General features: G+C 63.6%; 26 protein-coding genes. 13 read left to right on the forward strand and 13 right to left on the reverse strand.

What is annotated here, in order from left to right; all coding sequences use genetic code 11:
* The first annotated feature begins 19 nt into the window (after window positions 1-19).
* The 6 genes from GNX95_RS08460 (at window position 20) to GNX95_RS08485 (ending at window position 5,994) form a co-directional block, all read left to right on the forward strand.
* Window positions 20-1,489 carry a type IV secretory system conjugative DNA transfer family protein gene (locus GNX95_RS08460; RefSeq protein ID WP_163506553.1) on the forward strand — a complete coding sequence of 490 codons (1,470 nt, stop codon included), beginning with the start codon at window positions 20-22 and terminating at the stop codon, window positions 1,487-1,489.
* A gap of 457 nt (window positions 1,490-1,946) precedes the next feature.
* Window positions 1,947-2,813, forward strand: a complete 867-nt coding sequence (locus tag GNX95_RS08465) for a hypothetical protein (protein WP_163506554.1) — start codon at window positions 1,947-1,949, stop codon at window positions 2,811-2,813.
* 78 nt (window positions 2,814-2,891) lie between these two features.
* Window positions 2,892-3,398 (forward strand): antirestriction protein ArdA, encoded by a 507-nt coding sequence (locus GNX95_RS08470; RefSeq protein WP_163506555.1) that lies wholly within the window; start codon window positions 2,892-2,894, stop codon window positions 3,396-3,398.
* A 287-nt stretch (window positions 3,399-3,685) separates the two neighbouring features.
* A complete protein-coding gene (locus GNX95_RS08475) occupies window positions 3,686-4,555 on the forward strand; it encodes a replication-relaxation family protein (RefSeq protein ID WP_163506556.1) in 870 nt (289 codons plus the stop codon).
* Between the two features lie 90 nt (window positions 4,556-4,645).
* Window positions 4,646-5,143 (forward strand): hypothetical protein, encoded by a 498-nt coding sequence (locus tag GNX95_RS08480; RefSeq protein WP_163506557.1) that lies wholly within the window; start codon window positions 4,646-4,648, stop codon window positions 5,141-5,143.
* The gene (locus GNX95_RS08485; protein WP_163506558.1) at window positions 5,143-5,994 is read left to right on the forward strand and encodes a hypothetical protein; all 852 of its coding nucleotides are present in this window, start codon (window positions 5,143-5,145) and stop codon (window positions 5,992-5,994) included. The genes GNX95_RS08480 and GNX95_RS08485 overlap by 1 nt, the downstream gene beginning before the upstream one ends.
* A gap of 250 nt (window positions 5,995-6,244) precedes the next feature.
* On the opposite strand, the gene GNX95_RS08490 is transcribed toward GNX95_RS08485, so the two are convergent.
* The 11 genes from GNX95_RS08490 to GNX95_RS08540 all read right to left on the reverse strand — a co-directional run bounded on the left by GNX95_RS08490 (window position 6,245) and on the right by GNX95_RS08540 (window position 19,453).
* Entirely contained in the window at window positions 6,245-7,507 is a 1,263-nt protein-coding gene (locus tag GNX95_RS08490) for a hypothetical protein (protein ID WP_163506559.1), read from the reverse strand.
* Between the two features lie 39 nt (window positions 7,508-7,546).
* Entirely contained in the window at window positions 7,547-8,929 is a 1,383-nt protein-coding gene (locus GNX95_RS08495) for a hypothetical protein (RefSeq protein ID WP_163506560.1), read from the reverse strand.
* A gap of 87 nt (window positions 8,930-9,016) precedes the next feature.
* Entirely contained in the window at window positions 9,017-10,369 is a 1,353-nt protein-coding gene (locus GNX95_RS43065) for an AfsR/SARP family transcriptional regulator (protein ID WP_246281543.1), read from the reverse strand.
* A 1,765-nt stretch (window positions 10,370-12,134) separates the two neighbouring features.
* Complete coding sequence (locus GNX95_RS08505) at window positions 12,135-12,575, reverse strand: hypothetical protein (RefSeq protein ID WP_163506562.1); 441 nt, start codon at window positions 12,573-12,575, stop codon at window positions 12,135-12,137.
* A complete protein-coding gene (locus GNX95_RS08510) occupies window positions 12,572-12,985 on the reverse strand; it encodes a TadE/TadG family type IV pilus assembly protein (protein WP_163506563.1) in 414 nt (137 codons plus the stop codon). Before GNX95_RS08510 ends, GNX95_RS08505 begins: the two co-directional genes overlap by 4 nt.
* 2 nt (window positions 12,986-12,987) lie before the next feature.
* Window positions 12,988-13,173, reverse strand: coding sequence for a hypothetical protein (locus tag GNX95_RS08515; RefSeq protein ID WP_163506564.1), 186 nt, complete (start codon window positions 13,171-13,173; stop codon window positions 12,988-12,990).
* Window positions 13,174-13,235: 62 nt separating this feature from the next.
* Window positions 13,236-15,098 carry a type II secretion system F family protein gene (locus tag GNX95_RS08520; RefSeq protein ID WP_163506565.1) on the reverse strand — a complete coding sequence of 621 codons (1,863 nt, stop codon included), beginning with the start codon at window positions 15,096-15,098 and terminating at the stop codon, window positions 13,236-13,238.
* Between the two features lie 7 nt (window positions 15,099-15,105).
* The gene (locus tag GNX95_RS08525; RefSeq protein ID WP_163506566.1) at window positions 15,106-16,299 is read right to left on the reverse strand and encodes a TadA family conjugal transfer-associated ATPase; all 1,194 of its coding nucleotides are present in this window, start codon (window positions 16,297-16,299) and stop codon (window positions 15,106-15,108) included.
* A gap of 242 nt (window positions 16,300-16,541) precedes the next feature.
* Window positions 16,542-17,342, reverse strand: coding sequence for a CpaE/TadZ family protein (locus tag GNX95_RS08530; protein WP_163506567.1), 801 nt, complete (start codon window positions 17,340-17,342; stop codon window positions 16,542-16,544).
* A 3-nt stretch (window positions 17,343-17,345) separates the two neighbouring features.
* Window positions 17,346-18,104: an SAF domain-containing protein gene (locus tag GNX95_RS08535; protein WP_163506568.1), complete on the reverse strand. Its 759-nt coding sequence runs from the start codon at window positions 18,102-18,104 to the stop codon at window positions 17,346-17,348.
* Between the two features lie 812 nt (window positions 18,105-18,916).
* Window positions 18,917-19,453 (reverse strand): hypothetical protein, encoded by a 537-nt coding sequence (locus GNX95_RS08540; protein ID WP_163506569.1) that lies wholly within the window; start codon window positions 19,451-19,453, stop codon window positions 18,917-18,919.
* Between the two features lie 399 nt (window positions 19,454-19,852).
* Here GNX95_RS08540 and GNX95_RS08545 point away from each other — a divergent pair, with 399 nt between their 5' ends.
* Window positions 19,853-20,176, forward strand: a complete 324-nt coding sequence (locus GNX95_RS08545) for a hypothetical protein (protein ID WP_163506570.1) — start codon at window positions 19,853-19,855, stop codon at window positions 20,174-20,176.
* Window positions 20,177-20,197: 21 nt separating this feature from the next.
* Window positions 20,198-20,557 (forward strand): hypothetical protein, encoded by a 360-nt coding sequence (locus tag GNX95_RS08550; RefSeq protein WP_163506571.1) that lies wholly within the window; start codon window positions 20,198-20,200, stop codon window positions 20,555-20,557.
* Between the two features lie 232 nt (window positions 20,558-20,789).
* Here the strand turns inward: GNX95_RS08550 and GNX95_RS08555 are convergent, their stop codons facing one another.
* The gene (locus GNX95_RS08555; protein ID WP_163506572.1) at window positions 20,790-21,677 is read right to left on the reverse strand and encodes an aminoglycoside phosphotransferase family protein; all 888 of its coding nucleotides are present in this window, start codon (window positions 21,675-21,677) and stop codon (window positions 20,790-20,792) included.
* A 25-nt stretch (window positions 21,678-21,702) separates the two neighbouring features.
* Complete coding sequence (locus GNX95_RS08560) at window positions 21,703-23,142, reverse strand: NsdA family TPR-like regulatory protein (RefSeq protein WP_163506573.1); 1,440 nt, start codon at window positions 23,140-23,142, stop codon at window positions 21,703-21,705.
* Between the two features lie 299 nt (window positions 23,143-23,441).
* On the opposite strand from GNX95_RS08560, the gene GNX95_RS08565 reads away from it, so the two are divergent.
* The 5 genes from GNX95_RS08565 (at window position 23,442) to GNX95_RS08585 (ending at window position 26,481) form a co-directional block, all read left to right on the forward strand.
* Window positions 23,442-24,032, forward strand: a complete 591-nt coding sequence (locus GNX95_RS08565) for a bifunctional DNA primase/polymerase (RefSeq protein ID WP_163506574.1) — start codon at window positions 23,442-23,444, stop codon at window positions 24,030-24,032.
* A complete protein-coding gene (locus tag GNX95_RS08570) occupies window positions 24,029-24,553 on the forward strand; it encodes a hypothetical protein (RefSeq protein WP_163506575.1) in 525 nt (174 codons plus the stop codon). The genes GNX95_RS08565 and GNX95_RS08570 overlap by 4 nt, the downstream gene beginning before the upstream one ends.
* A 91-nt stretch (window positions 24,554-24,644) precedes the next feature.
* Window positions 24,645-25,190: a bifunctional DNA primase/polymerase gene (locus tag GNX95_RS08575; protein WP_163506576.1), complete on the forward strand. Its 546-nt coding sequence runs from the start codon at window positions 24,645-24,647 to the stop codon at window positions 25,188-25,190.
* A 183-nt stretch (window positions 25,191-25,373) separates the two neighbouring features.
* Window positions 25,374-25,904, forward strand: coding sequence for a hypothetical protein (locus tag GNX95_RS08580; protein ID WP_163506577.1), 531 nt, complete (start codon window positions 25,374-25,376; stop codon window positions 25,902-25,904).
* Window positions 25,905-25,959: 55 nt separating this feature from the next.
* Complete coding sequence (locus GNX95_RS08585) at window positions 25,960-26,481, forward strand: hypothetical protein (protein ID WP_163506578.1); 522 nt, start codon at window positions 25,960-25,962, stop codon at window positions 26,479-26,481.

The raw sequence follows: 26,481 nt of genomic DNA on the forward strand, positions 1-26,481 counted from the left end.
CGGGCAGGAGGGCGACACCGTGCCGCGACCTGTCCTGCGCAAGAAGACGACGGCATCTGCGGACACCGGAGTCGCCGAGTCACAACTCCGGCTTGTCCCACCCGCTCAACGAGGCGGCCCGCAAGGCAAGGTGCTCGGCTACACGACTGTCGGCCGCCGGATCCCCGCCGGCGTTTCGCTGGTCGACGGCCGGCATCACTTCTCGGTGCTTGGGCCCACCGGCGTCGGCAAGTCGACGCTGCTGACGAACATGGCCGTGCAGGAAGCCACTGCCGGCCGCGGAATCGCCGTACTCGATCCCAAAGGCGACCTCATCCGCGACATTCTCGACCGGCTTGCGGCCGACTGCGGCGACCGCTTGGTGCTGATCGATCCGGACGACCCCGACGCGATGCCGGCGATCAACCTGCTGGATCTCACTGTCGCCGGTGGCTCGGCGTACCGTGCGGCCGCCACGACGACATCAGTGATGGGCCAACTGTGGGCACGTTGGTGGGGCCACCGCTCGGCGGATATCGCGTACCACGCAGCCCTCACCTTGTCGCAGTTTCCCGGCGGAACTCTCGGCCAAATGTCCCGCCTGCTCGTCGACGATGTTTGGCGCCGCGGTGTCGTTTCCTCAGTCCGAGCAGATCTGGGGCCGGCTCGCGAGGGAACGATCGGCGAGTTCTGGCATAGCTGGGACCGCCTCCCGCCAGGAAATCGCATCACGTCTGCGGCGCCGCTGCTCGCCAAACTCCGGATGGTCCTGGGACATCCGCTGCCGGCCGGGATCTTCGGCGTACCGCGTACGACCTTCCGGTTCGACCAGATCCTAGACGGCGCGATTCTTCTCGCGCGTCTGCCGAAGAACGAGATCGGACCCGATGCGGCTCGTTTAGTCGGATCGATGTTGACGACGGGCCTGATCAATGCTGCCGGCGCACGGGCTCGACAGGTCGAAGACGAACGGCTCGACTGCACGATCATCTTGGACGAGGCACATAACTTTCTCCATCTGCCGATCGGAGTAGACGACGCGCTGGCCGAGCTGCGCGGCTTTCACGTATCGTTCGTGCTCGCGAACCAAATTCTCGGGCAGCTAACTGGACCAATGCAGGCGGCAATCGATGGGAACGCCCGCAACAAGGTATTCTTTACCTTGGAAGCAGGCGATGCGCGCGAACTGGCCCGGCACGTCGCACCGTACCTCGACGAACAAGACCTTCGTCGGTTGCCGGCTTATACGATCGCGCTTCGGCCAATATCCGGCTCGCGTCCGATACCGCCGGTCACATTGCGTACGCTCGGGACGTTGGCACCCGTAGCAGGCCGCGCGGAAATGCTACGAAAAGCCGCTCGCGCGACGACGGGGATCGCCGAAAGGGAGCGCGCCAAACTGCACGTACCGGCTGCCGTTTCGTTTCTCGGCAGCGATGCCATACCTGGATGCGAACCCAACGATTCAGCCATGCTCCTGGACATTGACGAGTCGAATCTTGACTGGTGATGACCTGGCCAACTGGCTGGCTCTTTGAGTGGCGCGCTCAATGGCGCTTTGGGTGGGTCTGGAGAGAGCCGCCTGGCGCGCTCGCATTTTCCCTGGCCGGCAGGGGCGCGGCCGGATGGAAAACGTCTCCGACTGGTCTACGACCAGAGTGAAAGAGGTGTGCGACCCAGCCTCCGCTGGCACCTACCGGTGGAGCGGGTGCTGAGTCACACCCCTCTTTCATTCTGGTCTCCGCCTAGCGGCGGCCTCGGCGGCCTCGGCGGCTCGCCGGCGGAACTGGCAGCTGCTCCCGTCTCGGCGACGTTGGCGGCCTCGACGTGCGCCCCCAAAAGAAAAAGTGCCAGTAGCGCCACCGTACCAGATTTTCGTTACAGAGAGCCCAGAGTCGTCACATAAAATTACCAGCCACTGACTCTTGGCAAGCATCCGAATTGGTCGATAGCTTTCCATCAGTCGGATGGTTGGGACGGCAACCCTGAACATCCGACCCACCCAATCAATCAACGCTAGGGATGTGGTCGGCGTGTCAAACGATCTCTGTTGCCCCCGTGTCGAACAGTTCTTTATCGGCGTCGAGAGCGAGCCGACCGTACGGGCGGTACTGGACGACATGGAGACTGACTCGGCGGCGAGCGCTGCGATCAGAGAGGTTCTCGACTGTTTCCCCGGACGTGACTCTTCCCTGTATCTCGTCGACATGCTGCGGAAGATCAGCCTTGACGACTTCTCACCCGGGAACGATCTCTCCGCGCTGGAGCGCTATTCGGACCGCGGTTCACGGCTCTATGAGCTTGAAAAGTACGGAATCGTCACTGACGTTGACGGATGGCACGAAGACTCGAGTGGCGCCTACCTCTCGGACGGGCGTGGTCTCACTACCTTCTACGTCCCCCGCACCGTGATTCCCGTCGAGGTTCTTTACCACTTCCCGGAGTATTGGAGTGGACGCAGTTGCTCTGCCTCGCACTGGGAGATCACGGACACGTTGGCTCGCGTGCCCGCAGGCTGGTATCTGCTTGGCGAAACGGGCGACCACCGCATGTCGACCGTCGGCGTAGCCTATCTCGGCCTTTCGTCGGACGTGCCGTCCGATCTGGTTTGCTACGCCGCAGAGGTCGAGGGATTTATGGCTTCGCGGTGCGATGCTCGGTGCAATTCGTGCGAGTCTCGGTGGTTCGCCGAGTCTGGCTCTTGGAAATTTGAGCCGGAGTACGGCTGCGCTGCCGATCCGTGGATGTTCGACGATGCTGAAGACTTTGACGTCGACGACTGCGTCAAGTGTCCGTACTGCATCGTGGGACGCGTCGGTTTCCTCGTCTACTGACAGCGCTCACCTGAGACACCGCCCACCGGAGAGCGCTACGCGCGCTCTCCATCCCTCTGCCTGACTTGAAGGTACAACATGCGCACAGATAATCCGACCATCTACGTATCAGATCCCGCCCATCAGCGCGGTGCGTGGATCGATGCGACGCAAGACCCCGAAGATATTCGACTCGAGATAACGGACCGAGTTAAAACGGAAGAGTACACGATTTTCGACTACGACGGCTTTGGTCCCGTAGAAATTCGCGAGTACGCACCGCTGGACGTAGTGTCCCGGGTCGCACAAGGTATCAAAGAGCACGGCAACGCGTTCGCACACTGGGTCACCGACGTGCTCGGCTCTGTGGACTATCTCTCGGAGCCTTCGAGGTTTGAAGACGCGTACCTCGGCACTTGGAAAGACGTCGAGGCATACGCCGACAGTCTCATCGATGACATGGGGTGGTACGCAGTCATGGAAGAGCACAGGATTCCGATCGGCTACTTCGACATCAAGGCATTCGCGCGAGACCTGGTGCTCGGCGGCGACATCGCCGCCTCCGAAGATGGCCTTGAGGTTCACATCTTCGATCCCCGTATCTGAGTGGGCCAGTCCAGGAAAGGACGCCTTCAAGAGACGGCGATGTCTCCCGCCGAGGAGGGGTGGGCGGGAGACATCGCTCCACTGGCTTTTCTTGGTCCTCGACTCCGAACCTGACGTCTCGCTAGATCGACCGCTGAGCGCCAAGAAAGCCCCTGGCTACGTCATGCAGCTGAACGTATCCGGATCGATCAGAGCTTCGTTTCTAGGTCAGCTAAGCCAAGCAGGCCCAGAGAACGCCACCGGCTCGTTCTCCACTTCTACGTCTATCTCGCAAAGAAAGGATCCCAATGACTGAGAACGCCACCCCGCGCAGGCTCGCCGCGGAGCTCGCACGCCTGACGCCTCGCGACAAATGGCTTCTCCGCATGCTTCGCGAACATCAGACACTGACGACCGAGCACATCACCGAGTTGAGCTATCAAAGCGCGCATCGCGCTCGCAAACGGCTCTTTCTGCTGTACAAGCGCGACGTACTCGACCGCTGGCGTCACCACGTGCGGCCGGGATCGCAGAGCTGGCGGTGGACCGTCGGACCCATCGGCGCTGCCTTGCTGCATGCAGAAGCAGGCAAAGACATTCCTCGGCCCGCGACCGTACGAGCGGCAACGGATCGGCTCGCGGCCTCGACAACCGAACACCTTCTTGGCATCAACACGTTCTTCGTGCGTCTCTTCTCGTTTGCACGTACCAATCCGCGGTACAAACTCTTGAGTTGGCTGTCAGAGCGAAGTGCGACTAACGCGGTTCAAGGCATCGTACGGCCCGACGGGTACGGCATCTGGCGCGATCACGACGCTCGTACGCCGTTCTGGCTGGAGTTCGACACCGGCACGGAACGGCTGCGTCAGCTGTCGGAGAAACTGACCGGATACGGCCGCCTCGTTGGTACGCAACTGAACTTCGCACTGCTGTTCTGGTTCACCTCCGACAACCGCGAATCAAATGCACACAGGCAGCTCACCGCACATACGCCGGCCGGCCTGACTATTGCAACGGCAAGCGGAGAGAATGACCGTCATCCGGCCACCGATTGCTGGCGGATCGTTGGCGAATCTCACCGTCGAGTCAGGCTCTCTGAGATCTCACCAACACCGATGGACGATGACCTACTTCTACTCGCAAATCATAAGGAGGTGGCGAACAACGACAGGCATTAGCAAGTAGTCGAGCAGCGGCCGATGGCTCTAGGACGGCAACCCGAAGAGCCATCGGAAGTCCACTCATTCCAACCACATCGAGGTTCCGCTATGACCGCGTTTCCCACCCCGGACGCCGGCGAGCCCCCAGCCGTCGATCCCGATCTGTTTGGCGATCCCTCAACCGCGGCACCGCTTCGGGCGATCCTCACCAAGCCCCTTCCTTGCGGCACGGTAATCCACTTTCTCGACAACAACGAAGACGTGCTCTTTGCAGAGGTCTTCCTTGGCGCCTCCGATACCGGCGGCTCCGTTGGTTGCCTCACCGTCTCAGAGCTTGAGCGCGCCAGTGTCGCCGAAGTCCTTGCTGCCTCCGAAGTGCGTAACGGTGGTACGACGGCCGTGATCGTCGTCCCCAAAATGTTCTCAGTCGTCGACGTGCAGCGGCTGGAGACGCCAGGCCCGTCCGCCGATCCGCCGGTCGGCGTCTCTCGGCGGCCTATTGCCGCCGGCGCGTACGTCGTCTGGCGTTCGCTGATCACCACGCCGGCCGTGTGCGTCTGGTACGTCGGCCCGCTGCAGCGCCGAGTCGAGGGCGGGCGAATCTGATGAACGAGATCAACCACGACGATCCGGAGCCCCACGAGACCGAACCGTTTGAGAGCGCCACCCAGACGGCTCCCACAACGACGGCGCGGCGGAACGGAGACATCGGCACGACCGTCGGCCTGTTGGTCGTCGGGGCAGGATCCGGGCTCTTGTCGTTGGCGACATGGGCGAACCTCTCCGACCTCGTAGGAGTCACGACCACCGTACGGATCCTCGGCGTCTCCATCAGGATGGCGTGGCTCCTGCCGCTCATCGTCGACGCATTCCTGATCATCACGACTCGCGACTGGCAGCGGCCGGCGCATGCGATCTCCGAGGGCACTCGCGCGCTCGCACGTCGGTGCGCCATCGGCGCTGTGATCGTATCCATCCTCGCCAACGCGATCTATCAAGCCCTCACAACTCCGGGTGGCATCACCCGCCTGCAGTGGTGGATCGCGGTCTTCGTCGCCGCGATGCCGCCGGTCATGTTTGCCCTCGCCGCACACCTACGCGCGCGGCATCGCAGCGACCGCGAGCATCCGACCGCCGTCGACACTTCATCCGCGGGCTGCGGTCATGACCTGACCAAAGTCGAGAAGATGCGCGCGCACTGGCTGAACGAGACAGCCACCGGTCGTACGCCGAGCAGTGCCGAGCTCGCACGTACGGCAGGGGCGTCGCTATCGCACGCCCGTGCCGAGCGCCGGGGCTGGCTCCGCGAGTTCAAGGATGCGCAGCAAACTAAGACGCCAGGTGGCAGCGCGCCCACGGACCGGGCCGACTCGGATCTGAGCATCGATAGCGCAGCCGGCTTGCCGGAAACCGGCCGACCCACGGCCATCGTCAACGGTGCAAGGCCTCGACCCTGACCGCTGTCAGGCGGCCGGGAGCGGAACGCCCGAAGGCGTCGGCAACCCGCTCCCGGCCTGGTCGCAGGCACGGCCACTCAGGTCCAACCAGACCCATCTCCGCGCTGCGACGTAGGGGATTCTACGGATCACGCAGCCGCTCCGCCTGGGTTCGGCGACGCACGACGTGGACCGAGGGAAGATTGCCCGTGTCAACGACCGCACCGCTCACGGACACATCCGCGAGCTCCCTTACCGTGGACGACCGTATTCATCGATGCTCTTTACGTCGTTCGTTGGCGCGGCGACATCGTGGTCTTGTCTCCGGGGTCACTGCGTGGAACTGGCTGATCATCGACCGCGTTGGGGCAGCTGGAAGAATGTTGCTGGGCTGAGCGCGCCGGTCGCCGCGGCGGTCGGGCTTTGCCAGTCGGTCACGGATACATCGACGTGGACGTGCCCGGAGACCGCGTTGCCGGACATTCCTGAACGGCCGAGAACGGTCGGGTTTTCCAGCGTGACGGGGTCGCCGATCCGTAACCGTGGCGTGATCCAGCTCAGGTGCGTATAGGCCACCGTGACGAAGATCCGCCGGTTTGCCGCGTTCCGATACGTGTTGAACACTCACCGCAGCACCGCCTGGGCGCTCCAGCGAGACGGCCTCACCTGGCCGGTACGTCTCGTCGTCGCCGGAGCCGCTGGGTGGGCGGTCCACCCCCGACGCCGGACGTGCGGCCGTATGCGCCGTAACCGCCCACAGGTACCGCTCGACAGCGTGACGTAGCTGGTCGTCCGAGGCCAGTGCCCGCCGCGTAGCCTGTCGTACGGGATCGACGTACTGCCGATATTCGATCGGCACGCCGCTCGCCCACCATGCGGTGGAACGACGCGAGGCGTCCACCGACTGGAGAATGTCGCCGACGGGTACACCTGCGAGCTGTACGTCAGTCGACAGTGCCGAGACCAGCGCGGCTCGCAACTCGGCGCGCATGGCACCGACTGTCGGGCCGGAACCGGCCGTGGATCGGTTCGCTGGTGCTGCGGGCGCACGTCGGCCTAGCGTGGGTTCGACTCCGATGACCGGATCGATGAAGAGCACACCGGCTAGGAAGCGATCTGGATCCACGCCACCGCGCTGCAAGCCCGCGATTCGGCCGACAATATCGGCTGGCATCACATAACCGGGATCCACCGGTGGCCCCGCCTGCACCGAACCACCCTGTTGGCTGCGTAGATAGACCGTACTGGCGCTCACGGCGTCGACATCCGACAGCAGCCGGTTGATCTGGTCATGCTCCGTCTGGGTACGCCCTGGCCGGTTCGCCTGCCGCGCTAGCAGAGCGCGCAACCGTCCCCGGAATCCGCGGCCGAGATATCCCTGTGCGATCTTGCCGGCGAGTTCCTGGCGGGCCGAGGAAAAGTCGACCCAGGAAATCCGTCCGGAATGCCACTGGAACGGCTGTGCGCCATCGCCGACCGCGTCGACCGAGCCGGGCAGCTGCGCCGGAGCGGCCGTCGTGACAAGCGTGCCCACGGCGGTGTCCTGGTCGGTGGCGCCGACGCCGTGACGGGCCTAGGTACTGCCGAGCGATCGGCTGTTCTGGATGCCGGTCTGCTCGGTACGGTCGTGGTAGCGGTTTTCGGCCGTCAGCAACCGGCGTAGGTGCTCCTCCAACGGCGGACAACCCGGCGGTGCTTCGCGGATGTAACGGGCTGCCAAGAGTTCGATGGCGTCCAGCCGCCCGCCACCGCCCGTTTCCGTGCCGACGCCGAGACTCTCGGCTATCCGCATTGGTTGAGAATTGTCGGCGGACGCCGGCCGCAGCCGGTTTTCCGTTACTCTGAGCTGATCTAGACGGCCAGCACGGCGAGCGCGCAGTCGATCGCGGGCCGCGTCGATCCGGTCGGGCGTGTCCGGATCGGACAGTACGTCCTGGTGGCTCTGGCTGGGGCGCGGAGCGAGCCGATCGAGTGCTACGGATGTGTGGGAACCGATCTCGTCGACCACTCCGGCTCGCGGTGTTCGTGTCTGTCCGGATATCCGGCGCTCGGCCGCGGCGAGAATGCGCCCGTCCCGAATGTCGGTGGCGCTTGGAAGGCGTCGCCGCGGATGCGCTGTTCCATCTCGGCGACCATGGCGGCGTGGCTGGTCGGTGCGAGCTCGCGTACGCCGTTCGTCGCGGCCAGCAGCGCGTCCATCCCGACTTGCGCTGCGGCCCGCAACACGGCCCGCTGGCCCGCTGATCTCGGCAATCACTGCGACCATCGCCGCGTCGAGTGGACGGTCGCGGACCGCACCGCCCGACGGCGGCCGGCGTGGCCCGATCACCGACGCCGGCCGGACGCCCCGAGCCCAGTCGCGCACCGCGGCGGCATGTGCGAGCAGTACGTGCGATTCCCAGTCCTCTCGGAGGGCTGCCTGGGCATTCAGCCGCAACTGTTCGGTGGCCGCGTCGAATCGCGATCGCAGCGCGTCGACGCGATCCGGATGCTGCGCGGCGTAGCTGGACAACCGCGTCGCCGCCGCCGCGGCGGCCGGTCCTCCGGCGACGACGGTCGCCACGTCGGCTTCCTCGTTCACCGACATTGTTCCAGCGTCACCGAGAGACTGGCGCTGGACGACCATCCGGCTCACCGCCGCGTTGCCAGCCGCCTTCTGCAACGCCATCATCCAGTGCCCCGGCCGGTAAGCCGGACGTACGGCAACGGGCGGCGTAGTGGGAGGAACCGGCTCCCGCATTGCTCGGTCCATCAACACCCTTTCGACGCCTGCCTCATGATGCGCACCCGCACGCGCCTCGCGCATGAGTAGACGCATACTCAGATCCAGATCGCGGATCTGTTGCGCACGCTCGGCGACGTCGTAGGTCGGCCTCGCCAAGAGCCCGCGACACCATTGGCGGCGCCGACGTAGCCGCGCAGCGTACGCAGTTGTGAACCGTTCTTCTTTGCTCAAGCCGAAACGGCCCAGTTGCCGGCACGCCCGTCACGTCGCGCGACCACCCGCTGCTCGCCCGTTCCGCCGGCGCCAGGCATAAACTGTTCAACCTCGCAATGGGACTGCGTCAGTCGAAGCCAATCGGTCGGCGAGTTCGATGATGTCTCGGGACGGGTAGGAACCAATGTCGGCCATCCTGGCGACCGCTAGGTCCCGGATGGCGCGTACGGCGGTCGAGCGCCCCGCCTCGCTGCGCATCCAAAGTACGTACAAGGACTCGTTGTCGGGCGTCATCGCTACCAAATGACTGGCGATGGCTGCAGCGAGTCCCCCGTTATCGTTAGCCTCAATCAGGTGCTCTGCAACCCCGCCGAGTAAGCGGGTGACCTGCGCGACTACGGCTTCGTCGGCGTCCGCAAGCCAGTCGGCCGGTGCTCCAGCTGCGTCGAGGTGGCCCTGGTGGATTCGCAGAGCCCGCCCCGCAGCTGCAACGTCGCGCCGATTCTCGACGAGATGCGTCATCAAGCCCTGCAGTTCCCATGCGTCCACCTGCCATTTCGACGGATCGAGTCGGTATCGCTTGCGGTCGTGGAGGATGAATCCCCAGTCGGCCGATACCGCTTGGCAGTCGCGCATCGCTGGCGAGCTTTCGGACTCGCCTGCCGCAAGGTTCAGGTGACGGCGAAGTCGGATCAACAGTGTCGATAGGGCGTTGCGCGCCGATTGATGCCGCTGATCAGGCCAGAGCGCAGCGAGAACCTCGCCCAGGGCGAGACCGTCGCGGTGAAGCGCAAGCAGGACAAGCAGTTCCACGGCCTTGTCACCGGGCAGCGAAAGCGATGCTCCGGTCGAATCATGAAGTTCGAATCGCCCAAAGACAGTCATCCTCAACGCTTTATTGGCTGCGGTGAGCGTACGGTCGGGCGGCGCTGGTGCGGACGCTACGTCAGCCTGGTCTTCAGCTCCCTTGGCAGGAAGGGATTCTTCGGCTGAGCGAGCGGCAGGAATCGGAGTGGCCGACTCCGAGGGCTGGCCGTTCATGCGCGTTAGCAACTCGGCCAGGTGTTTCGCGGGCAGACACCCAAGTCGCGCGCCCGACAACTGCGGCAGTCCGGTTGACTCCGTCGTGACGAGGCCATCTGCGGCAACAGTGCAACTGGCCCCGGTCGAGTTAGTGGCAAGCACGATCAGTCGTACGCCAAGCTGGTGCCGCTGAATTTCCACTGAAACGGCCTTCAACCGACGATCGTCGGCGAGCGCGCTGGCCACTACAACGACGAGCAAGGGCTTGGTCGGCGAGCTCATGCCGTCGAGCACCATGCGACGTCGGGTGACGACGATCCCCTCCAACCTGTCGAGCAGGTCACTCTCGTTGGACGGCTGGTCAGCCTGCCGCCACGGGCTGGGATGAGGGTCGAGCAAGGTGATCAACGCGGACGTTGCGACCAGCAGCTCCACGCCATCGAAACCCGGTGAGGATTGCGCGGTTATTGGCGCCGAAGCCGAAATACCAGCGGCCACAGTCGTAGCGACGATCGAACGTATGGCGGCCAGCGCACCTGGACCACTGAGGTAGATGGGCCAGCTGATGGCCTCCAAACCAATTGTGAGTCCGTCGGCCGCTACCCCGATCGGAAGCAGTACAGGTTGGCGCAGCGACTGCGCGGACGACTCCGCGGAACTATCGACGCGTGCGTCAGTCGCATTCGGCGCTCGCCAGCGGAGTGTTGGCTGATTTGCCCGGAGAGAATGGATAAGTGCGCTACGAGGCTCTGCCGCAGAGTCCAGGTTGCTGTAATGCACAGTACGACGGCGTTGCCGGTATCCGAGCGCGAGAGCGGCAAGGATGGTGGCAGCGCCGGCTAGCGTAAGCCAGCCACCGCCGGGCAAAGCGACCATTCGGGGCTCATCAGCGGCGTTCTGCGTCGGCTGTGCGCGGTCGTTCGTCCCTCGCAGAGGTGAGGAACAGGTGGCCGAGGGCGGAGCCTTTCGTGAACTCGCCCCTCCACCAGCGCGTTCCGTCACTGTTCTTCGAGACGGAGCAACCGGCTGCGGCGTGATCTTGTTCGGTTGCGCCGTCGCTCCGACGGCGGAGCGATCGGGGATGTAGAGGATCCATTTAGGCCGGATACGGTTGGGGTTGCTGAAGATAATGCCGTCGGGCTGGACTTGGCCCTTGTTGGCGCGCCAAATCGTACGCCAAAGTCGCGAATTCCCATACGCCGAAGCCGCGATCGCCGAGAGTGTATCGTTATTCTTTACCTCGTAACGGTGTCCAGGTTTTGGCGACGCAGTCGTGGTCGGCTGCATGAGATTCGCCTGCCGATCCGGCCTCACTACTGCAGTCGAAGCCGTTGAGGCGACGGCGCCACGAGCGAGTACGCCGGCAATGACTAGACTAACGAGGGTAGCAATGGCTGTCCGCACGGCACCATTTGGTGCTTGGTACTTGTGTCCGTTCCGTATCGCATGTATTTGACCAATCGCCTCGCCTGTTGCGTGAACGACGAGGTAAATCGACAAAGCTAACCAGCAGAACCATCCGACGTACGCTGCGACACGTCCAATCAGGTCGGCGACAGAAAGGTAGCTGGCCCAGTTGACGACTTCATCCCAAGTCAGCAAATGGCCAGGTGGCGATATCGGGGCGAATGCAAGCAATACGATTGGCGGCCCGACGAGCAGGCCGATGAGCACCACTGCAGCAGACAGGGCGCGCGCGATCCGGGCGACGCTTGCCAGGACTATTCGCGCCGTCATTCCCGGGCCCGGAGAGGAAAGAGGTAGGGCCGAGCCGATGCGGTCGCTGTGAGTGCCTGTCCATTCGGTCCCGTGAATCGCAGAACGGTACGTGGCTCCACCACGACGGTTACGAGCAACCGCGCAGGCGTGGCGACGGCCGTGCCCTTTAAATGGTACTGCTCCAACACGCTCTCGGCTGCGGCCTCAGCCGCTTTGACATCGAGAGTCAGTACACGGCTGCCACTGCGAAGGCTTCTGAGATCGACTTGTTGGGCACCAATCCGAGCCGCTGACGCTGCGTAGCCTAGCGCACGGTCCATCGCGTTGATCGCCTGTGCAGACTGCGCATAGAAACAGGCGAGGACAATCAAAGCTGTCGCGAGAACAGCGATCATCGGGCTGATCTGACCCGCATCGTCTGCGAATCGCCAGGATGGACGGCGTATGACTGTACGCCAGCCCACGCACACGAATTGGCGGTTCACGAGCCCGCCCGATAGACGTCGATTCCGCTGATTCCTGTCGCTGTAAAGACGACCGTGCCAGGAACACCAGGCAGATCGAGGTCGGCGAGGCCGACAATGCACCGTACATGAACCGTGACCAGACCGCCTGGTTGGAAGCTCCCGAGGTCAACGTCAACGTAATGTTCGATGCAGACGTGCTTGTGTTCATTGAAGGTTCTACCTGCCTGATCGATCGCCTTCTCCCGTGCGGCTTCCTTCGTACGAACAACCGTCGCAGCGCGTGCCGCACGCTCGGCAGCTGTTTGCACGATGTGACCTGCGATTGCCGCGCGACCGATCGCTAGGAAAACGCCGAAGACGATTACCACGACCAGCATTGCGGCAACCGCCTCGACAGCGGCCGAACCGCTGTCCCCGGCGGCTCCTCTGGCAGCCGATCGAACGACGCGTGTCATCGTGACCCAATTTCCGGACCTTGGACATACCGCTCGCGTGGACCACTTGCGTGAGCCTCGACGACGGCGAAACGGTCAGGCAGCACTGCGACAATCCTCGCCCGGACGGTGACGAGAACGGTTGCCTGGTCTCCACTCACCTCGACTCGAACATCTCGAAGCGAGCGCCCGGCGAGCTGTTCAGCCACCGATAGTCCAGTGGTCCTGCCATCTTCTGGCGTGCCACCAAAAAGGCGGGCAGCCGTCAATGCATGGTCAGCAACAACTGTCACGATTTGTTCGCCACGCAGGTACATTGCCAGGTCGAGCAGACCGAGGAAAACCAGCAGTAACGCCGGCAGGACAAGCACTGCCTGCACCGTTATCGACCCACAGTCTGCGCCGAGCTTGCTGCTGAACGACCTCGCCATCCTCAACCACCGCCGATTGGTAGCAAGTGGAGGTTTTCAGCAACCCACAGCGCGATCTTCGCCATGACACCGAGAGCAATGATGATCCCGAAGACCGTGATGACGGTCGTCTGCGAAACATCGCCTGCCTCAGTATCCTGCCGCCGGATCGCGACTACCCACCTTGCAGCGGCATCGCCGACTCGCATCCGTAGCTCACTAGGTTGCCTTGCCACTGCTTCGTTCTCCAAATGAGGAAGGTTGGACATCATCACGCGACTCCGATCGTTAGCTGGACGAGCGCTGGATACAGCGCGAGACCAACAAGCCACGTAAAGGTCAGCGACGCCGGCACCCAGATGCGTTCAGATGCCGCCGCGATCTGGGCTCTCGTTGCCGCCCTTCGGCTGGCGCGCAGCGTTTCTGCCAGGTCGCGCAACGCCGGCCGCACGCGCGTGCCGTCGGTGGTAGCCAGTTCGAGGACGCCCGCGACATCCCGGAACTCGGCGACCTGGCTGTGTGCAGCCAGTCGCTCCAGGCCGCGATAGTGGCTCAGGCCGCGGTTGCGCGCGTCGACGAGCGTGTGCCGGATCTGGTCTGCGCCATCTCCACTGATCTGTTCGGTAGCTTGTGCGGTCGCCTGTTCTATGCCAGCGGCACCTCGAGTGGCCATCGCGACCAAGTCGAGCCAGACGGATAGCGCGTGCACCATTCGATCTCGCCGGCGTGCCGCCTCGGTTCGCAACGCTCGGCCCGCTCCCCACGTGCCTGCGGCCGCGCCGACAAGTGCGAGTATCGCCGCAACGATCAGGGGCGTACCAATCGAGACTCCCACAACAATTCCTGCCATACCGCCAAGAACTGCGGTTCCGGAGCATCGTGCTGCGTACGTACGTACCGGTAGCTCAAGCAACCGCAGGTTCGCACGAGCCGACTCTCCAAGAATTCCGCTCCACGCGGCAACGCGCGCCAGCGCTCCGTCGTCATCACTCCAGCGGCGCAACCGTGGAACGGCGCCGGTGGACGCGGCGATGACATCGGCCAGCGCGGGCCGCCGACGCCAGAGACCTCGCACGACGACGATCGCGCCCCCACCGATCAGCACGCCGCAAATCACGATGACTGGCAACGACGAATTGGCCTCGCCGCCAATCATTGCGGTTGCGGGCAGGAGCAACGCTGAGCTCCACACGCGTTCTGCTGTCCCCATCCGCGTGGGCTTCGCCGGATGTGTCGTAGCGTCAAAATGGCTTGAACCGGCGGCAAGAATTCGTGGCTGTTCGGGTATCTCGGCAACTCGGCGCATCCACCAGAGACAAGCGGCGTATCCAGCGGCAATTCCCACAATCACCAGCTGACCAAAGAAAGTCTTATACGCGGCGAGATAGTTCGCAAAGAATAGGCATATCACCGCAACCATAGTTGCTGAACTACCGAGCACGATCCGGACAGCAGTCCGCGACGCGGCTCGTTCGGCGTACGCCTCCCGACGCATCTGCGCATCGTCGCGAGCTACCCTGCGCACCTCGTCCAGGCAGTCAGCCAAACCTTCGGAACGTCGAGCAGCCATAGCCAGCGCGACGCATACCAGGTCACCAGTCCCGTCGTTGAGTTCGTCCTGACACTTCCGCAGCGCTTCACGAGTGTCCTGACCGCCTTCGAGCCGGGTCGCCAGTCGACGAATCGCTGGGGCGATCGCGGCTGGCGCCAAAGCGGCAGAACGCACGAGCGCCTGCTGGAGGCCAGATACGGCGCGCACGGACGACACGAGATGCCCCGCCCACATGGCGATCGCATCCGATCGCGCGACTCGCTGCTCGTGCTCGCGGGTACTTCCCGCGAGCGCCGGCCACCACCAGACCGCGAGCGCTGCCAGCGGCAACGCAACGGGCCAGCCAGTGAATATCCACACTGCGAGTCCGGCAGCGACGGACAACGAAGCTCGCCGACCCCAAGGAGGGCGAGCCGCCCCACCGTCACGCCGATCGAGATCGCCGCGAGCCGTCGTATCAGCCGCATCCGTACGACGCTTGGATGCTGCCACTACGAAGAAAAGCGTGCCCAGGCCGAGCGCAATACCAGCAGCCACAATCATTAGCCAGTCGCCGACAGAGGTCATCGATAGGTCGATCATCGGGTTCTCACCTGGCCCAACCAAGAAGTTGCGCGTCCAAGCCAGCGTCCACGAGCTCTTCGAGTAGATCCGCGGACGGCGGATACGCGGGCAACGCGCGCCGATCCGGCGCGGGTGCAAATAATTCGTTGGACTGCACGCGACGGCCGGTCTCATCGAGCCCGGAAACCTCCCGGATCGACGACACCACCCGATGGCTCGACCGCCCTTTTAATCGATCTCTGGCGAATTCAAGATGCACCACCAGCGGCGCCGCGATCGATGTCAACATCGCAATGGTGCGGTCCTCGCGGTTATGCCCGTACGCGATCAGCCGGACGAGCGCATCCTGACTCGCTCTGGCGTGGATCGTGCCGATCGATCCGTCCCAGCCCTGCGACATCGCGAGCAACATCGCAACGACCTCCAGCCCACGCACTTCGCCAACGATGAGCCGATCGATGCGCATCCTCAGCCCCCACTGCGTAAGGGCAGGAATATCCACTTCTCCGACGCCCTCGACTGTGGAGTCGCGCGCCTGGAAGGCAACCGAATTTCGGTGCAGACGAGCGACATCCAGATTGAGTTCGTAGACATCCTCGACAGTTCCTAAACGTTCACCCGACGGGACGACCGACACCAATGCCCGCAGCATCGTCGTTTTCCCCACGCCCTGACCGCCGGAGATGAGGATGTTCCGTTTCGCTCGTACTGCGGCCGAGAGAAAGGAGTGCAAGCGGCTGTCAATTGTGTCCCAAGCCAAGAGCTCGTCCAGAGTGCAGTCCAATGCACGAAAACATCGGATCGCGACCGATGGTCGACGCGCGACCCACGCGACAGCCTGCAGCCGTTCGCCGCCCGGCAGCTGCAACCGGAGCTGAGGTGCCGATGGATCCCATCGGCGCTCCTCACCGCCACCACGGCCGGCCCGCGCCGCGGCCTCCTGAATCAGGGTGATCAGGTCTTCGTCGCTGTCGGCAACTGGTGGCGCCTCAGCCGTCGTGCCGTCGGTGAACCGCAGCCATACGTTGTCGAAGCCATTCGCGTAGATGTCCTCGACTCTCGGATTCGCCATGTGCTGCTCGAAGCCACCCAAGCCGCAAAGCCGGTCACGTACGGCTGCACAAGCCGCGTGCTCCTCGGACTGAGTCATCGTTGGCCGGCCGGTGTTGATGGCTCGGCGCGCCTCAACGTCACAGGCGTCACGCAGGAGGTCGGACACCAGCTCACGTCGCGCTGCATCGCTCAGTGGCGCTCCTACATCAGCTCGTTCGCTGATCCGCTCCGACACCCACGTACGGATCCGGGCTATTGCATCGGCTGGAGCCGAGACTGCCTTGGCGTTCTTCGCCGTGGCTGCAGCGACAGGTCCGGCAGGTGCGACACCACCGTTGATACCGTTCCTGCTTGTTGGCAGCCGATGGGCATACGCCTGCAGGTGCGGAGGCACCGCCGCCGGGCCAGTCATCGTGTCCGCCACATCAACGGCGTACTTGCAACCGGCGGCGAAACCGGTGCCACGCAAGAGGGTAGCTCTCGCAGACCGTCGACAGAGGTGCCGGCAAGCTTTTTGGACAGCTGCTGAAAGACACGGCCAAGGGCCGTACGTGCGACGGTCTGCGGACCATTTCGGTGCAGCAGGCCAACAGAACGTACGTCGTGAGGGATCATCGTTATCCCGGGACAATGGAACGCGCTATTGATCTCATCGGCGTCGTACGGCCCATCCTCGACAACCAGAAGACGCAGACACTCGCCCGCCGCCTGCTTGACCACGCCGTAGGCCGCGGCCACGTGTGCCAGTGCGTCGGGACGTCCGGAAGACACCAGCAACGCGAAATCTGCCATGGACAGCAACGACCAGGTCGTCGCGCTGGTTGAAGGACCTGGCGGCCCAAGTCGACCAATGTCCACAATGACCGTCGTATTCAGCTGCCGGAAGGGCACGCGTGCGAGGACCGCCGCGATCGACGCAGCGGCTTCCGCAGATCCGACCGGTGCCGCTAGGACGTCAATCGAGCGGTCGGCGACCCGTACAGATTGCAGATGAGGAGCGACAGTTCCATTAGCAGGAAAATGCCGCTGCTGTGCCGCCAGCGATGCTGCACCGCGTTCTGGATTCAGGTCCAGCCGGACGATGAGGTCGCCGCCACTGGCATCTGCCTCAACTACCAGCACTGGCTGCGGCCACGTCGCTGCCAGAGCAAGGGCACTCGTAGTCACCCCTGGAGCTCCGGAAACGGACCCGATCACGATCATCGGCATGGGTCAGCCTCCATTGCCCGAGACGGCGACGAGCCGTACGCCCGGAGCGGATGCGATCAGAGCAGCACCGCCCTCAGAGGTCTGCAGGGTCACGACAGCTCGGCCAACGCGATCTCCGTTCGCTCCGCCATTAGTAGTCGGTGCGTCGGTTAGGGACACGGCGATCACCGTCGCCTCGACGCGCTCCCACGCCTCGGGGACTAACGCCGTACCTGCCGACGAAGTGCTGCTGGATGGTTGCGAGTCTGCACCGCCGACGGTCTGCTGGTCAGGTGGCTCAAGAAGAACGGCGACATGATCTCCCGGCTGGATGCGTGGAGGAAATTCGCCAACATCCACCGCCACTCCGACGACGCCCTGAGCCGCCGCAGGCCAAGCTGGCGCGCCGAGCTGCCGCGTTGTCAACGGTGCACCAGCCTGGATCGCCGTCGCGAGCCGCGCGCCGACCACGGCAGACCGCCGAGCAGCAGGGACGAGCGGGACGTTGAGATCGGCGCCAACCTGGATTATCCGCACGTCGGAAGGTGTCAGTACATGCCCGGCAGGTAGATCGCGTGCGGCTGCCCAGACCGCACGGCGCTCATTGTTCGCCGACACCACAGCCAGTACGCCGACGATTCCCAACACGACCGCGAGCAGCCCAGCGAGCAGCCACGGTAGTCGCCGGCGCCACGCTACAGCCAGACCGAGCCGGCTCGTTTTGCCGTTCATCGTCGGAATCGACGATGACGGCACGAACGTTTCGCGCTCTCGCACCACCATCTCTATCCCCGTCCTGCTTTGTTCGAAGGTTGGTTAGTCGTTCAGCGCCGGCGCCTCGACGACGCTCAGCCGAGCTGACGCCCTCGTCGCGAGCGCCGGTCCTGCGCCAGACAGCGAGCCGTCCGCACTGCGCCACGAGACCTTCCACGACACGGTCGCGGACGCCAGGACACCCCTGCCCGGTCTCAAATACGTATGGCCACATGTCGGCGACGCCCGCCGCGGATCCGTTCCGCTACGCCACGGCGTACCAGGGCCCCGGCACGTCACGGTCCTTCCGTCGCCCATCGCCCAGCGGGCGAACTCAGGCACGGCTGTGGCCGTCACGGAAAACCCGGGCACACTTGCTGTCGCTGTTTGCGGTGTCCACGAGTCGTTCGACATCCACATCCACGTTGGTACGCGGACCAACTGCCGAGATGTCGTCGGCGGATTCATCAGGAGGACTGGTTTCGGTAGCTGAAGGTCGGCGGCAGCTTGCGCACCCAATTGCGCCGCGACGACCTCGACCGGTACTGGCGCTCCCCCGGGGCCGCCTTGCCCTGGGAGGTTCGTCATGCACTCTGGCGCTGCACCAGCTTGGCTGGGGACACACACGACGCCAGCGTTTTCACCTGCCTGGGAGGCACCTTTGTTGTGGCCTCCGCCGCGAGGTGCGCCTTTATTGCCACCGCGAGTTCCAGCGGTCACGTGGCAGTTCGGCGCCTGGCTTTGCTCGCAACCGAGTCCTCCAAAACCGCCGGCGTACGCACCTGTGCCGTACGCGAGGCTGACTCCAACGGCTACCGCGACGACGAACGAGATCCGTCTGATCAACATGACCCGGCCCTGTCATCCAGGGCGAAGGAGGTCACCCGCCATCCGCCGATCTGTTGAACGATGGCGGTCACGCGATGCCGACCGCCGGGCGTGTCGGCCGGTGCACCGTTATCTTTCCGGTAGCGCAGCCAACGAGAATCGTCAGCACAGTCGACGATATTGACGACCGTCGGCGCGTTCGGCGGCGCGACCGAGCTGACTTTGGGCTGGATTCCAATGTCTCCCTTGGTCACTAAACCGGAGGCGCGATCCATCGTGAGCTTCTTCGTGATGGTGGCCAGAGCGTTGGACGATGCGTACTTCGCCAGATCCGGATCCGCGGAATTCGAGGTCAACCCAGCCTTCTTGACCGCAGTCCACATCCCTTGGTACGCGGTGAGCGCTTGGCGACGCGCGGCCTGATCGGCGTTTTCTGTTGTCGCGCCCGTACTCTGCGACGGCGTAGCCGCCTGTTGCGGCGAAGCGCACCCCGCGAGCGCTCCGACGACGGCGGCCGCTACAACCGCATTGACGACAGTCGTTGTCCCCATGTCCACTCCCCCTACCCAGCTAACCTGACCTACTTCCCTACACTGCGTACGATCATCGGGACAAGGAGTCAAGCCTCTGGAGGCGGACCTCCACACGCATCCGGATCAAAAACCTGCCGAAAATGCACTCGCGAATGCAATTGCAGGTGCACGTGCAAGATTGCCATCCGCTGCGTGAGCTGGGAAAACAGTAGATTTAAGAAAGAGTCGACCCCGACATAAGAACACGTAGAGTAATCTGACATCACTCTAAGAAATTTCAGGATTTTTATTTCCACATTACCGTCGACTAGTGGGCTGAATCGGATCGGAAACTTCTATTCAGATGAGGGGTCACGCGAACAGCGATCCGGATGTATCGTCTTGATCATCTACGGCTGAATCTGCGGGGGCAGATTGATGAAGATCGACGGCGTACCTCAGGTCGGTGCCATTCTGCAACGGAAGTGGGCCGGCGAAATTCTCGATGTCTTGTACGACAGTCCGCCGCGCGGACGAATGGAACTGACGACCGAGCTGCGGTCGCGATTCGGCAGACAATTCTGCGACAGAGTATGCACAGACACCCTCCGCGTGCTGCGACAACGGGGCCTCGTCGGACATCGATTGCAGAACCGCCCGAGGAGTGCGTACTACTGGCTCACACCGCTCGGCGAGGACTTCTACCGCGGCCCCATGGCCGACGCCGTCGGCTGGCTGGCAACTCATCCCGAGTTCAAATAACGATCCTTACCGGAGGCAGGCATGGAATCGGCGACCCCAAGCACGCCCAAGAAGAAGACGACGCGACGGGCGACTGGAGCCAAAAACGAGTACGCCCGGCGCGCAGCGAAAGAGATCCGGGCGCAACTGAAACTGATCGCGGATGCCGGCAATGCGCTTGCGGCGGTCGAAGCCGCCGAGGCGCGATTTGAGAAGGCCAAGGCCATCTACACAAAGAAGTACGAGGCCGCAGCTCACGGGGTCTCGGAGACTGTCCTGGACCAGTCGGGGCTCCCTGATCCGGCAATCGTCGGCCTGAGTCATGAACGGGCACTGAGCACGTCGCAGGGAAAGCCCGCCGACATCGTTTCAACCGGCACGGTCGTGAACAGAGTCGCATAACCGTGGGCGACACTAGTGTTGGCTTAGGCCACCGCGTGGCGGTTCGATAGCGATCGCATCGTGGAGCAAGGTGACGAGTTCGGCACCCGCGCCGTACGCGTGGACCGCGGTCGGTTGAGTCAGTTCGGATCTCGTAGCCGCTGTTATCGAACGTGATGCGGCACGTCAACCCTCGTCGCATCTGAGTACGCGACTTTGTTCTCCTATCGACAGCGCCGGCTTCGACGGTCGACTACATCGCCGTCCAGGGCCATGGCCGTTGACCATGTTTTCCCTGCAAACACTCGATTCGTTTGGTGGCCTCGCCGAAGGCGTCGGCCCGATCGTTGCCGAGTTGTGCCGTGTAGCAAGTCATTCGTAGTTCTCGGATGGCTCGATAGGTGCCGTAGTGCGGCCACGTCGTGACATCTTCGCCATAACTGTCAACAAAAAGCGAGTACTTCTCAGCGCTGATCCAGCCGGTAGTGTCGTTCAGAACAGCGACCGAGACGAGGTCCCACGCAGGCGCTCCGACGACGACGCGTTCGAAGTCGAGGAGCAGCGTCGTTCCGTCATCCGTCGTGACGACATTGCCCGTGTGTGCATCACCGTGGATGACGCAACAAGGATCCAGAGCCGCGTCCGTGTGGTAAGCGTGTTGAAGGTGTGCCACCTGTTCGGTCAACCAGGAGCGCTGGTCCGGCGTCAATCGTGGGAGTCGATCGATCGTTTCCTCGTCGAGTCCGACGAAAGGGTCGAGACGCGGAAGAGAGATCGTTGTAGGCGGCGGCAACTGATGGAGTATCCGCAATAGATGTCCCACGTCGCCTAGCGAACCACTCTTGTGCGCAGGAAGCTCACGCCAAAAGGTGACGGCACGTTCCTCGACGATGACCGGTTGGTCAATGCCTTCTAGCGGTCGTACGGCCGGGACGCCTTGTGTGGCAAGCCATTGTGCTACTGCGACCTCCTTCGCCGCGGTAGCTGCCCGTCCTGTCCTGGATATCCGGGCTACGACGCCGTCCGGGAGCCGATACAGCGCATTGCTGCCGATCCGAATCGGCTGCGCGCCGTGGATGTTGATGCGTACCTGTGCCGCTGCAGTTTCGAGGGCGGCGAAGTGGTCCGACGACGTGGACACGTGGTGTGGGGGCTCCTTGATCGGGTTAGCTGGCAGAGGCGAGCTGCTCGAGCAGGACCTTCACATCTCCTCGTGCCCTGAACGGACGCGCGGCGGCCTGGACATCGTGACGGTAGCCGTCGACGCGGGTGGAGTTGATGGTGCCTAGGTGGGCGATCGTGGAGGCGGCGTCAATGGCGAGCGCGGCATCAGGGTCGCTTGCCTTCATGTGGAGGCTAATGGCCATCAGGTTGCAGAGAGCACGGCTACGCGCGAACTCGTCGCCGTACTGTCGGCCGGCATTGGCCAGCCGGATGCCGGCTTGTGCGACGCTGCGCTGGCGATCGGCACGAGGAGCCGCCGGGAAGTGCCAGCTGAGGAGACGCCACGCGGTGCCGGCGTCGCCATTGAGCTCCGCCTCGTCGTAGAACCGAAGCCACGGCTCGCGCTGCCGATCCTCGGCAGAAATTCTCCCGAACTCGATCTCCGCACTGCCGAGCTCGCGTTCGAGGCTCTGCCGCTCGCCTAGGTGGGCGTGCGCGCGCGCCTTGAGCGCGTGGAGCATGCACTTCACCGTGGCGGTGCCGTCGTCTGCCAACTCCAGGCCGTGCCGCGCAAGGTCGAGGCCCACCCGCGGGTGTCCGACGTGAACGGCCTGTTTGATCATTGCGCCGAGCATGTACGCCTGGATGGCGTTGCTGTTCGCCTGAGCGGCGAGGCGATATCCGAGAGCGAGCAGACCGCGGCCTTGCTGCTCGAAACCGGCGTCGTGGCTCTTCCAGCCTGCGACCGCGGCCAACAAAGCCGAAGCGATCATCCATTCACGGCGTACGGCGTCGGACTCTGCCGTGACTCCGGCATCGAGTTGATGCACCGCCCACCCAAGCTGGCCAATCACCGCTGGGCGCGAGAGCCCACCACCAACGCGGTGATCCCAGGCCTTGAACATTTCGGTGGTGGCGCGAAGATTCGCGACGTCGTTATTGCTGATCTTGCGGAGCACGTCGGGCTGCTGGCCGGTGATCGCGATGGTCTGCTGAACGTGTTCCGGAACTGTTGTCAGGCTGGCGCCAAGTGCGTGCATCCATGCCAAGAATCGGCGCCGATGCATGGCATCGTCCTCCGCGCGTCCGTAGTGAGGCAGGTCGAGATCAACGCTACCCCGCTCGGTCGGCGGACACAGTCGAGGAAGTGGGCTGGCCAGGTCACCAAACAGTTCTGTCGGTGACATACCGAGAGTTGCGGCGAGAACGGTCTGATGGACCGCGTCGGGGGCTTCGACACCCCCGGTCTCCCACCGTTTGAGGTTTTCGGTCAGCCGTGTCAGATCTGAGGTCACACCAAGCCGTGCGGCGGCCTTTTGCATCTCGCTAGCCATCCGAGGCCGCGACCACCTGCGGCGATCGCGGCCTGTGCGGACACGCTGGGCCCAGTCGGGGATGTGTCGTTCCCGCTTCCGACTCTTGAGGTGCTCGTCCTCGCCCATCGCTACTCCTCAGGAGCAGGGGTCACGATGACCCCCATGACCCCTATGTGACCTCTGCCGGCCATGTCTCACCTGCCTCACTCTAAGTGCTTACCACACCACGGACATCGGCATTTCGGAGATCACCCGGCTGACGATGTCCTCCGGTATCGGGGAGCGAAGCACATGACCACGGCACGCGACCACCTCGCTGGCAGCAGCGAGACCTGCGACCTTCCGCGGGCTGTTCCGCGTACGGGGACTCGCAGGTCAGCCGGACGGGCTCCATCGCGTACGGACGGTGGTCTGCGATGACCTTGATGTCCGCGTTGACGATGCGCCGGGCGCGGGAGCGCCGGCGGCTGTCGCGGCTGCGAGAAGCGGCGGCGCGTTACGTGGGTAATGGCTGGCCGATTGTGCCGATCCGGGATGTCGAGCCGACGGAGCAGACCGCATGGGTCGGGTACGGCGCGCTCGATGAGGTTCGTGTCCCGGCGATCGATACGCCTACGGTCGCCGCGTGGTGGAGCCATGTGCCCTACCGAGTCGGCCTTGCCACCGGATGCTCGGTGAACGTGGTGAGTGCACCATCAGCGCTTGGCGCCGCGGCGCATCGGATCTTGGAGATGTCGACGGCGACCGCGATCACTCCGGCTGACCGGTGGCTGTTCATCGTCACTCCCTACGTGCAGCTTCCGCACCGTCTCTTCGCTGCTGGCGTACGCCAGCACAGCAGCGGCGAATGGGTGGCGATGCCGCCTTCTCCATCGCCAAAGGGGTCGACGTACTGGCTGGTCGATCCACGCGTTGTGCGCTGGCAACCAATGCGAGCCGAGGTCGTGCATGCGGTGCTCCTCAACGCACTCCTAGTGTCCTCGACCCGCGGTGTCCGGGCGGCAGCATGGCTATGACCGCAGTGCAGCCAACCGCAGATGAGCTTGTCGACCTTCAGCCGGCCGCTGGCGACGACTCATGCCCTGAAGGGCCCGATGCGGCGGGTACGACGGCGATCATCCGGCCGGTGCAGACCGAAGTCCGGGAGGGTAGCCGAACTCTCTTCGACGTGGATCTCGTACCGCAGCTACGATCGCGCCGCCTGGACGAATGGTGCACCAAGGCGCTTCCGGCCGACTGCGAGCCGGAAGTGGCGTCGGCTGTGCTGGCCGCGTGGCGCCGACGGGTCATTGATCGTCTGCTGACAAAGTACGGGCTGGAGTGGCGGATCAACGTCGGCATCGTCGTCACTGAGCGTTCGTGGAACTACTCGCAAGTTATCGACATCGTCACCCGAGTCGTAGGCGCGACACCGATCGTCGTCCCCAAAGTGTCCGCGGCACCAGAGAGGCCTGGCCGTTCTTCAGTTCTTCTGATTACGAGTCCAGAGAAGTCGCGGCGCGCACGGTCGAAAAAGCGGAAGCGGAAACGCAAATGAACCGGCGGTCCAATACGCGCCACCGCAAACCGCTCGCAGTCAGTTCCGACAATGGCGTCGAACTGGCTGCGGGCCAACTATCCGACCGGACATGAGGCCATTGATGGTTAGTTATCAAGAAAATCTGCAAACGATGGCCGTTGAGTATGCGGAACGCGGGTGGCCCATCGTACCCATGCTCGAGCCAGTGGGGGGCTCAGCCGCCGGGTGGATTGCCGCCGGCGTGGGGCCGTCAACTGATCGGGCCACTGCCGTCGCATGGTGGCAGGAGGTGCCGTACGGCGTTGGCCTGGTGACGGGAAAACTGTTTGAGTTCCTGGACGTACCCGGCCGCCTCGGGCCGCGCGTACACGCGATGTGTGGTCGATCCGTACCTGTGATTGGGAGCGGTGACGACCGCTGGCTGGTCATGGTCACGCCGAGTTCGGCGTTGAAGAATGCCCGCCAGGCGTTGCATTGGATCGATATTAGGGTTCGTTGTGATGGCGCCGTTGTGCTCGCACCGCCGACGCGTACGGCTGATGGCGATCTCTTCTGGCATCTGCATCCGCACGAAGCCAAGTGGCAACCTGCCGACAGTCGGCTCATCGCGAGGGCTCTGTTGACGCCGACGACTTCGAACGGCGCGTCGCAATGACCGTGTTGGCCATCGCTGGCCGGCGAAATGGAATCGGAGGGGGCCGAGGAGGTGGGGCAGCAGCGATCAGAACGCCTGCTGCCCCACCGACCGCCGGTCATCGTTCCGATCGGATTCGACCTGGGCGCTATGTGGACGTCGCAGCGAACGGTCGGACCGTCGTACGGCGAGGTACGAGCAGGCATGAATCAGCTGTTTCGCCTGGATCACCAGCCATACATGTTGTGGCGTACGGCTTTTTACGATCCGGATCGTCACGCCAACCTGACCTTCACACGCCGCCACCTCGCCGCGCTGGCGCAACGGACGTTCGGCGCGAGACAGGCTGGCGAGGAGATAAACCGGCTCGTCGCTTGCGGACTGCTCGCCGAGCTGCACCCCAACCAGCCATGGCCGTTCTTGACGAACTGTCGGATGCTCCCTTCGGCAGAAGGGTTAGGAAACAGTCCCGACGACGTGACACGCTTTATGGTGTCACGAGCAGCGCAACCGGATCTGATTCTGGATTGGGACCTGTACATGATCTGGTCCACAGCGGGGACGCATCGCAACCTTGCCGACACCGTAAGACAGCATGCGCGACAACAGCGAGCGACGAGAAAACAGCTCGACCATCTCGTGCTGGCGACCGCAGCGGCGATACCTGTCCTGGTTTCAACCCACTGCGCATATCTCTTCCATTCGACCGACCGTCTCTTCAAGTCGGCGAACTGACACAGAACTGGCGTATCCGTGATCGCTCCGCTAGAAGAGCTACTGGAGCGAGGCCATGACGTACTCGAAACGGCAACCGCTGGGATGGATTTTGGACGCGGCAGCAGCCTTTCTTCTTGGCTTGCTCGTCTTCGACGTAATCTTGAAGTGCCCTGCTCGACCGTACGCAGTTATCTTGGTTGCCGCCGCGCTGATCGGGCGACCGCTGGTCGCGAGGTGGATGGTGCACAGCCGTGAGCGCTCTGTCGCACAGCGCATCGCTGAGCGCATGCAGGCAGCTGACGACCGGTACGAGCACGCGTTCCTGCTCGTATCGCGGGCAACGGCCTGCAACAGTGAATTCGCACGCGAAGTGCGAGTGGTGAAAACGTTGGCCGCGTCCTTGATCGAAGACGTCCAATGTGATCGCGACGCGCGGTCGAGTGAGCACGTCTTCGACCTGATCGCCGCACAGCAGGCCGACATGATCACGCAGTTGGAAGCATTGCTGCGCCAAATGCCGCCAACCGAGCCGATTCGCAGGAGGGAGTCAAACAACCGAATGAAGGCAAGTTTCAGCAGGCGTACCACATTCTGA

This window comes from Fodinicola acaciae (assembly GCF_010993745.1).
GTDB lineage: Bacteria > Actinomycetota > Actinomycetes > Mycobacteriales > HKI-0501 > Fodinicola > Fodinicola acaciae.

What these genes read in the sequence shown, in the direction of transcription:
- GNX95_RS08465 (WP_163506554.1), top strand. Translation starts at nt 1,947, where the DNA reads ATGGTTGGGACGGCAACCCTGAACATCCGACCCACCCAATCAATCAAC.
- GNX95_RS08470 (WP_163506555.1), top strand. Translation starts at nt 2,892, where the DNA reads ATGCGCACAGATAATCCGACCATCTACGTATCAGATCCCGCCCATCAG.
- GNX95_RS08475 (WP_163506556.1), top strand. Translation starts at nt 3,686, where the DNA reads ATGACTGAGAACGCCACCCCGCGCAGGCTCGCCGCGGAGCTCGCACGC.
- GNX95_RS08480 (WP_163506557.1), top strand. Translation starts at nt 4,646, where the DNA reads ATGACCGCGTTTCCCACCCCGGACGCCGGCGAGCCCCCAGCCGTCGAT.
- GNX95_RS08485 (WP_163506558.1), top strand. Translation starts at nt 5,143, where the DNA reads ATGAACGAGATCAACCACGACGATCCGGAGCCCCACGAGACCGAACCG.
- GNX95_RS08505 (WP_163506562.1), bottom strand. Translation starts at nt 12,575, where the DNA reads ATGACACGCGTCGTTCGATCGGCTGCCAGAGGAGCCGCCGGGGACAGC.
- GNX95_RS08510 (WP_163506563.1), bottom strand. Translation starts at nt 12,985, where the DNA reads ATGGCGAGGTCGTTCAGCAGCAAGCTCGGCGCAGACTGTGGGTCGATA.
- GNX95_RS08515 (WP_163506564.1), bottom strand. Translation starts at nt 13,173, where the DNA reads ATGCGAGTCGGCGATGCCGCTGCAAGGTGGGTAGTCGCGATCCGGCGG.
- GNX95_RS08520 (WP_163506565.1), bottom strand. Translation starts at nt 15,098, where the DNA reads ATGATCGACCTATCGATGACCTCTGTCGGCGACTGGCTAATGATTGTG.
- GNX95_RS08530 (WP_163506567.1), bottom strand. Translation starts at nt 17,342, where the DNA reads ATGCCGATGATCGTGATCGGGTCCGTTTCCGGAGCTCCAGGGGTGACT.
- GNX95_RS08535 (WP_163506568.1), bottom strand. Translation starts at nt 18,104, where the DNA reads ATGGTGGTGCGAGAGCGCGAAACGTTCGTGCCGTCATCGTCGATTCCG.
- GNX95_RS08540 (WP_163506569.1), bottom strand. Translation starts at nt 19,453, where the DNA reads ATGGGGACAACGACTGTCGTCAATGCGGTTGTAGCGGCCGCCGTCGTC.
- GNX95_RS08545 (WP_163506570.1), top strand. Translation starts at nt 19,853, where the DNA reads ATGAAGATCGACGGCGTACCTCAGGTCGGTGCCATTCTGCAACGGAAG.
- GNX95_RS08550 (WP_163506571.1), top strand. Translation starts at nt 20,198, where the DNA reads ATGGAATCGGCGACCCCAAGCACGCCCAAGAAGAAGACGACGCGACGG.
- GNX95_RS08560 (WP_163506573.1), bottom strand. Translation starts at nt 23,142, where the DNA reads ATGGGCGAGGACGAGCACCTCAAGAGTCGGAAGCGGGAACGACACATC.
- GNX95_RS08565 (WP_163506574.1), top strand. Translation starts at nt 23,442, where the DNA reads ATGTCCGCGTTGACGATGCGCCGGGCGCGGGAGCGCCGGCGGCTGTCG.
- GNX95_RS08570 (WP_163506575.1), top strand. Translation starts at nt 24,029, where the DNA reads ATGACCGCAGTGCAGCCAACCGCAGATGAGCTTGTCGACCTTCAGCCG.
- GNX95_RS08575 (WP_163506576.1), top strand. Translation starts at nt 24,645, where the DNA reads ATGAGGCCATTGATGGTTAGTTATCAAGAAAATCTGCAAACGATGGCC.
- GNX95_RS08580 (WP_163506577.1), top strand. Translation starts at nt 25,374, where the DNA reads ATGAATCAGCTGTTTCGCCTGGATCACCAGCCATACATGTTGTGGCGT.
- GNX95_RS08585 (WP_163506578.1), top strand. Translation starts at nt 25,960, where the DNA reads ATGACGTACTCGAAACGGCAACCGCTGGGATGGATTTTGGACGCGGCA.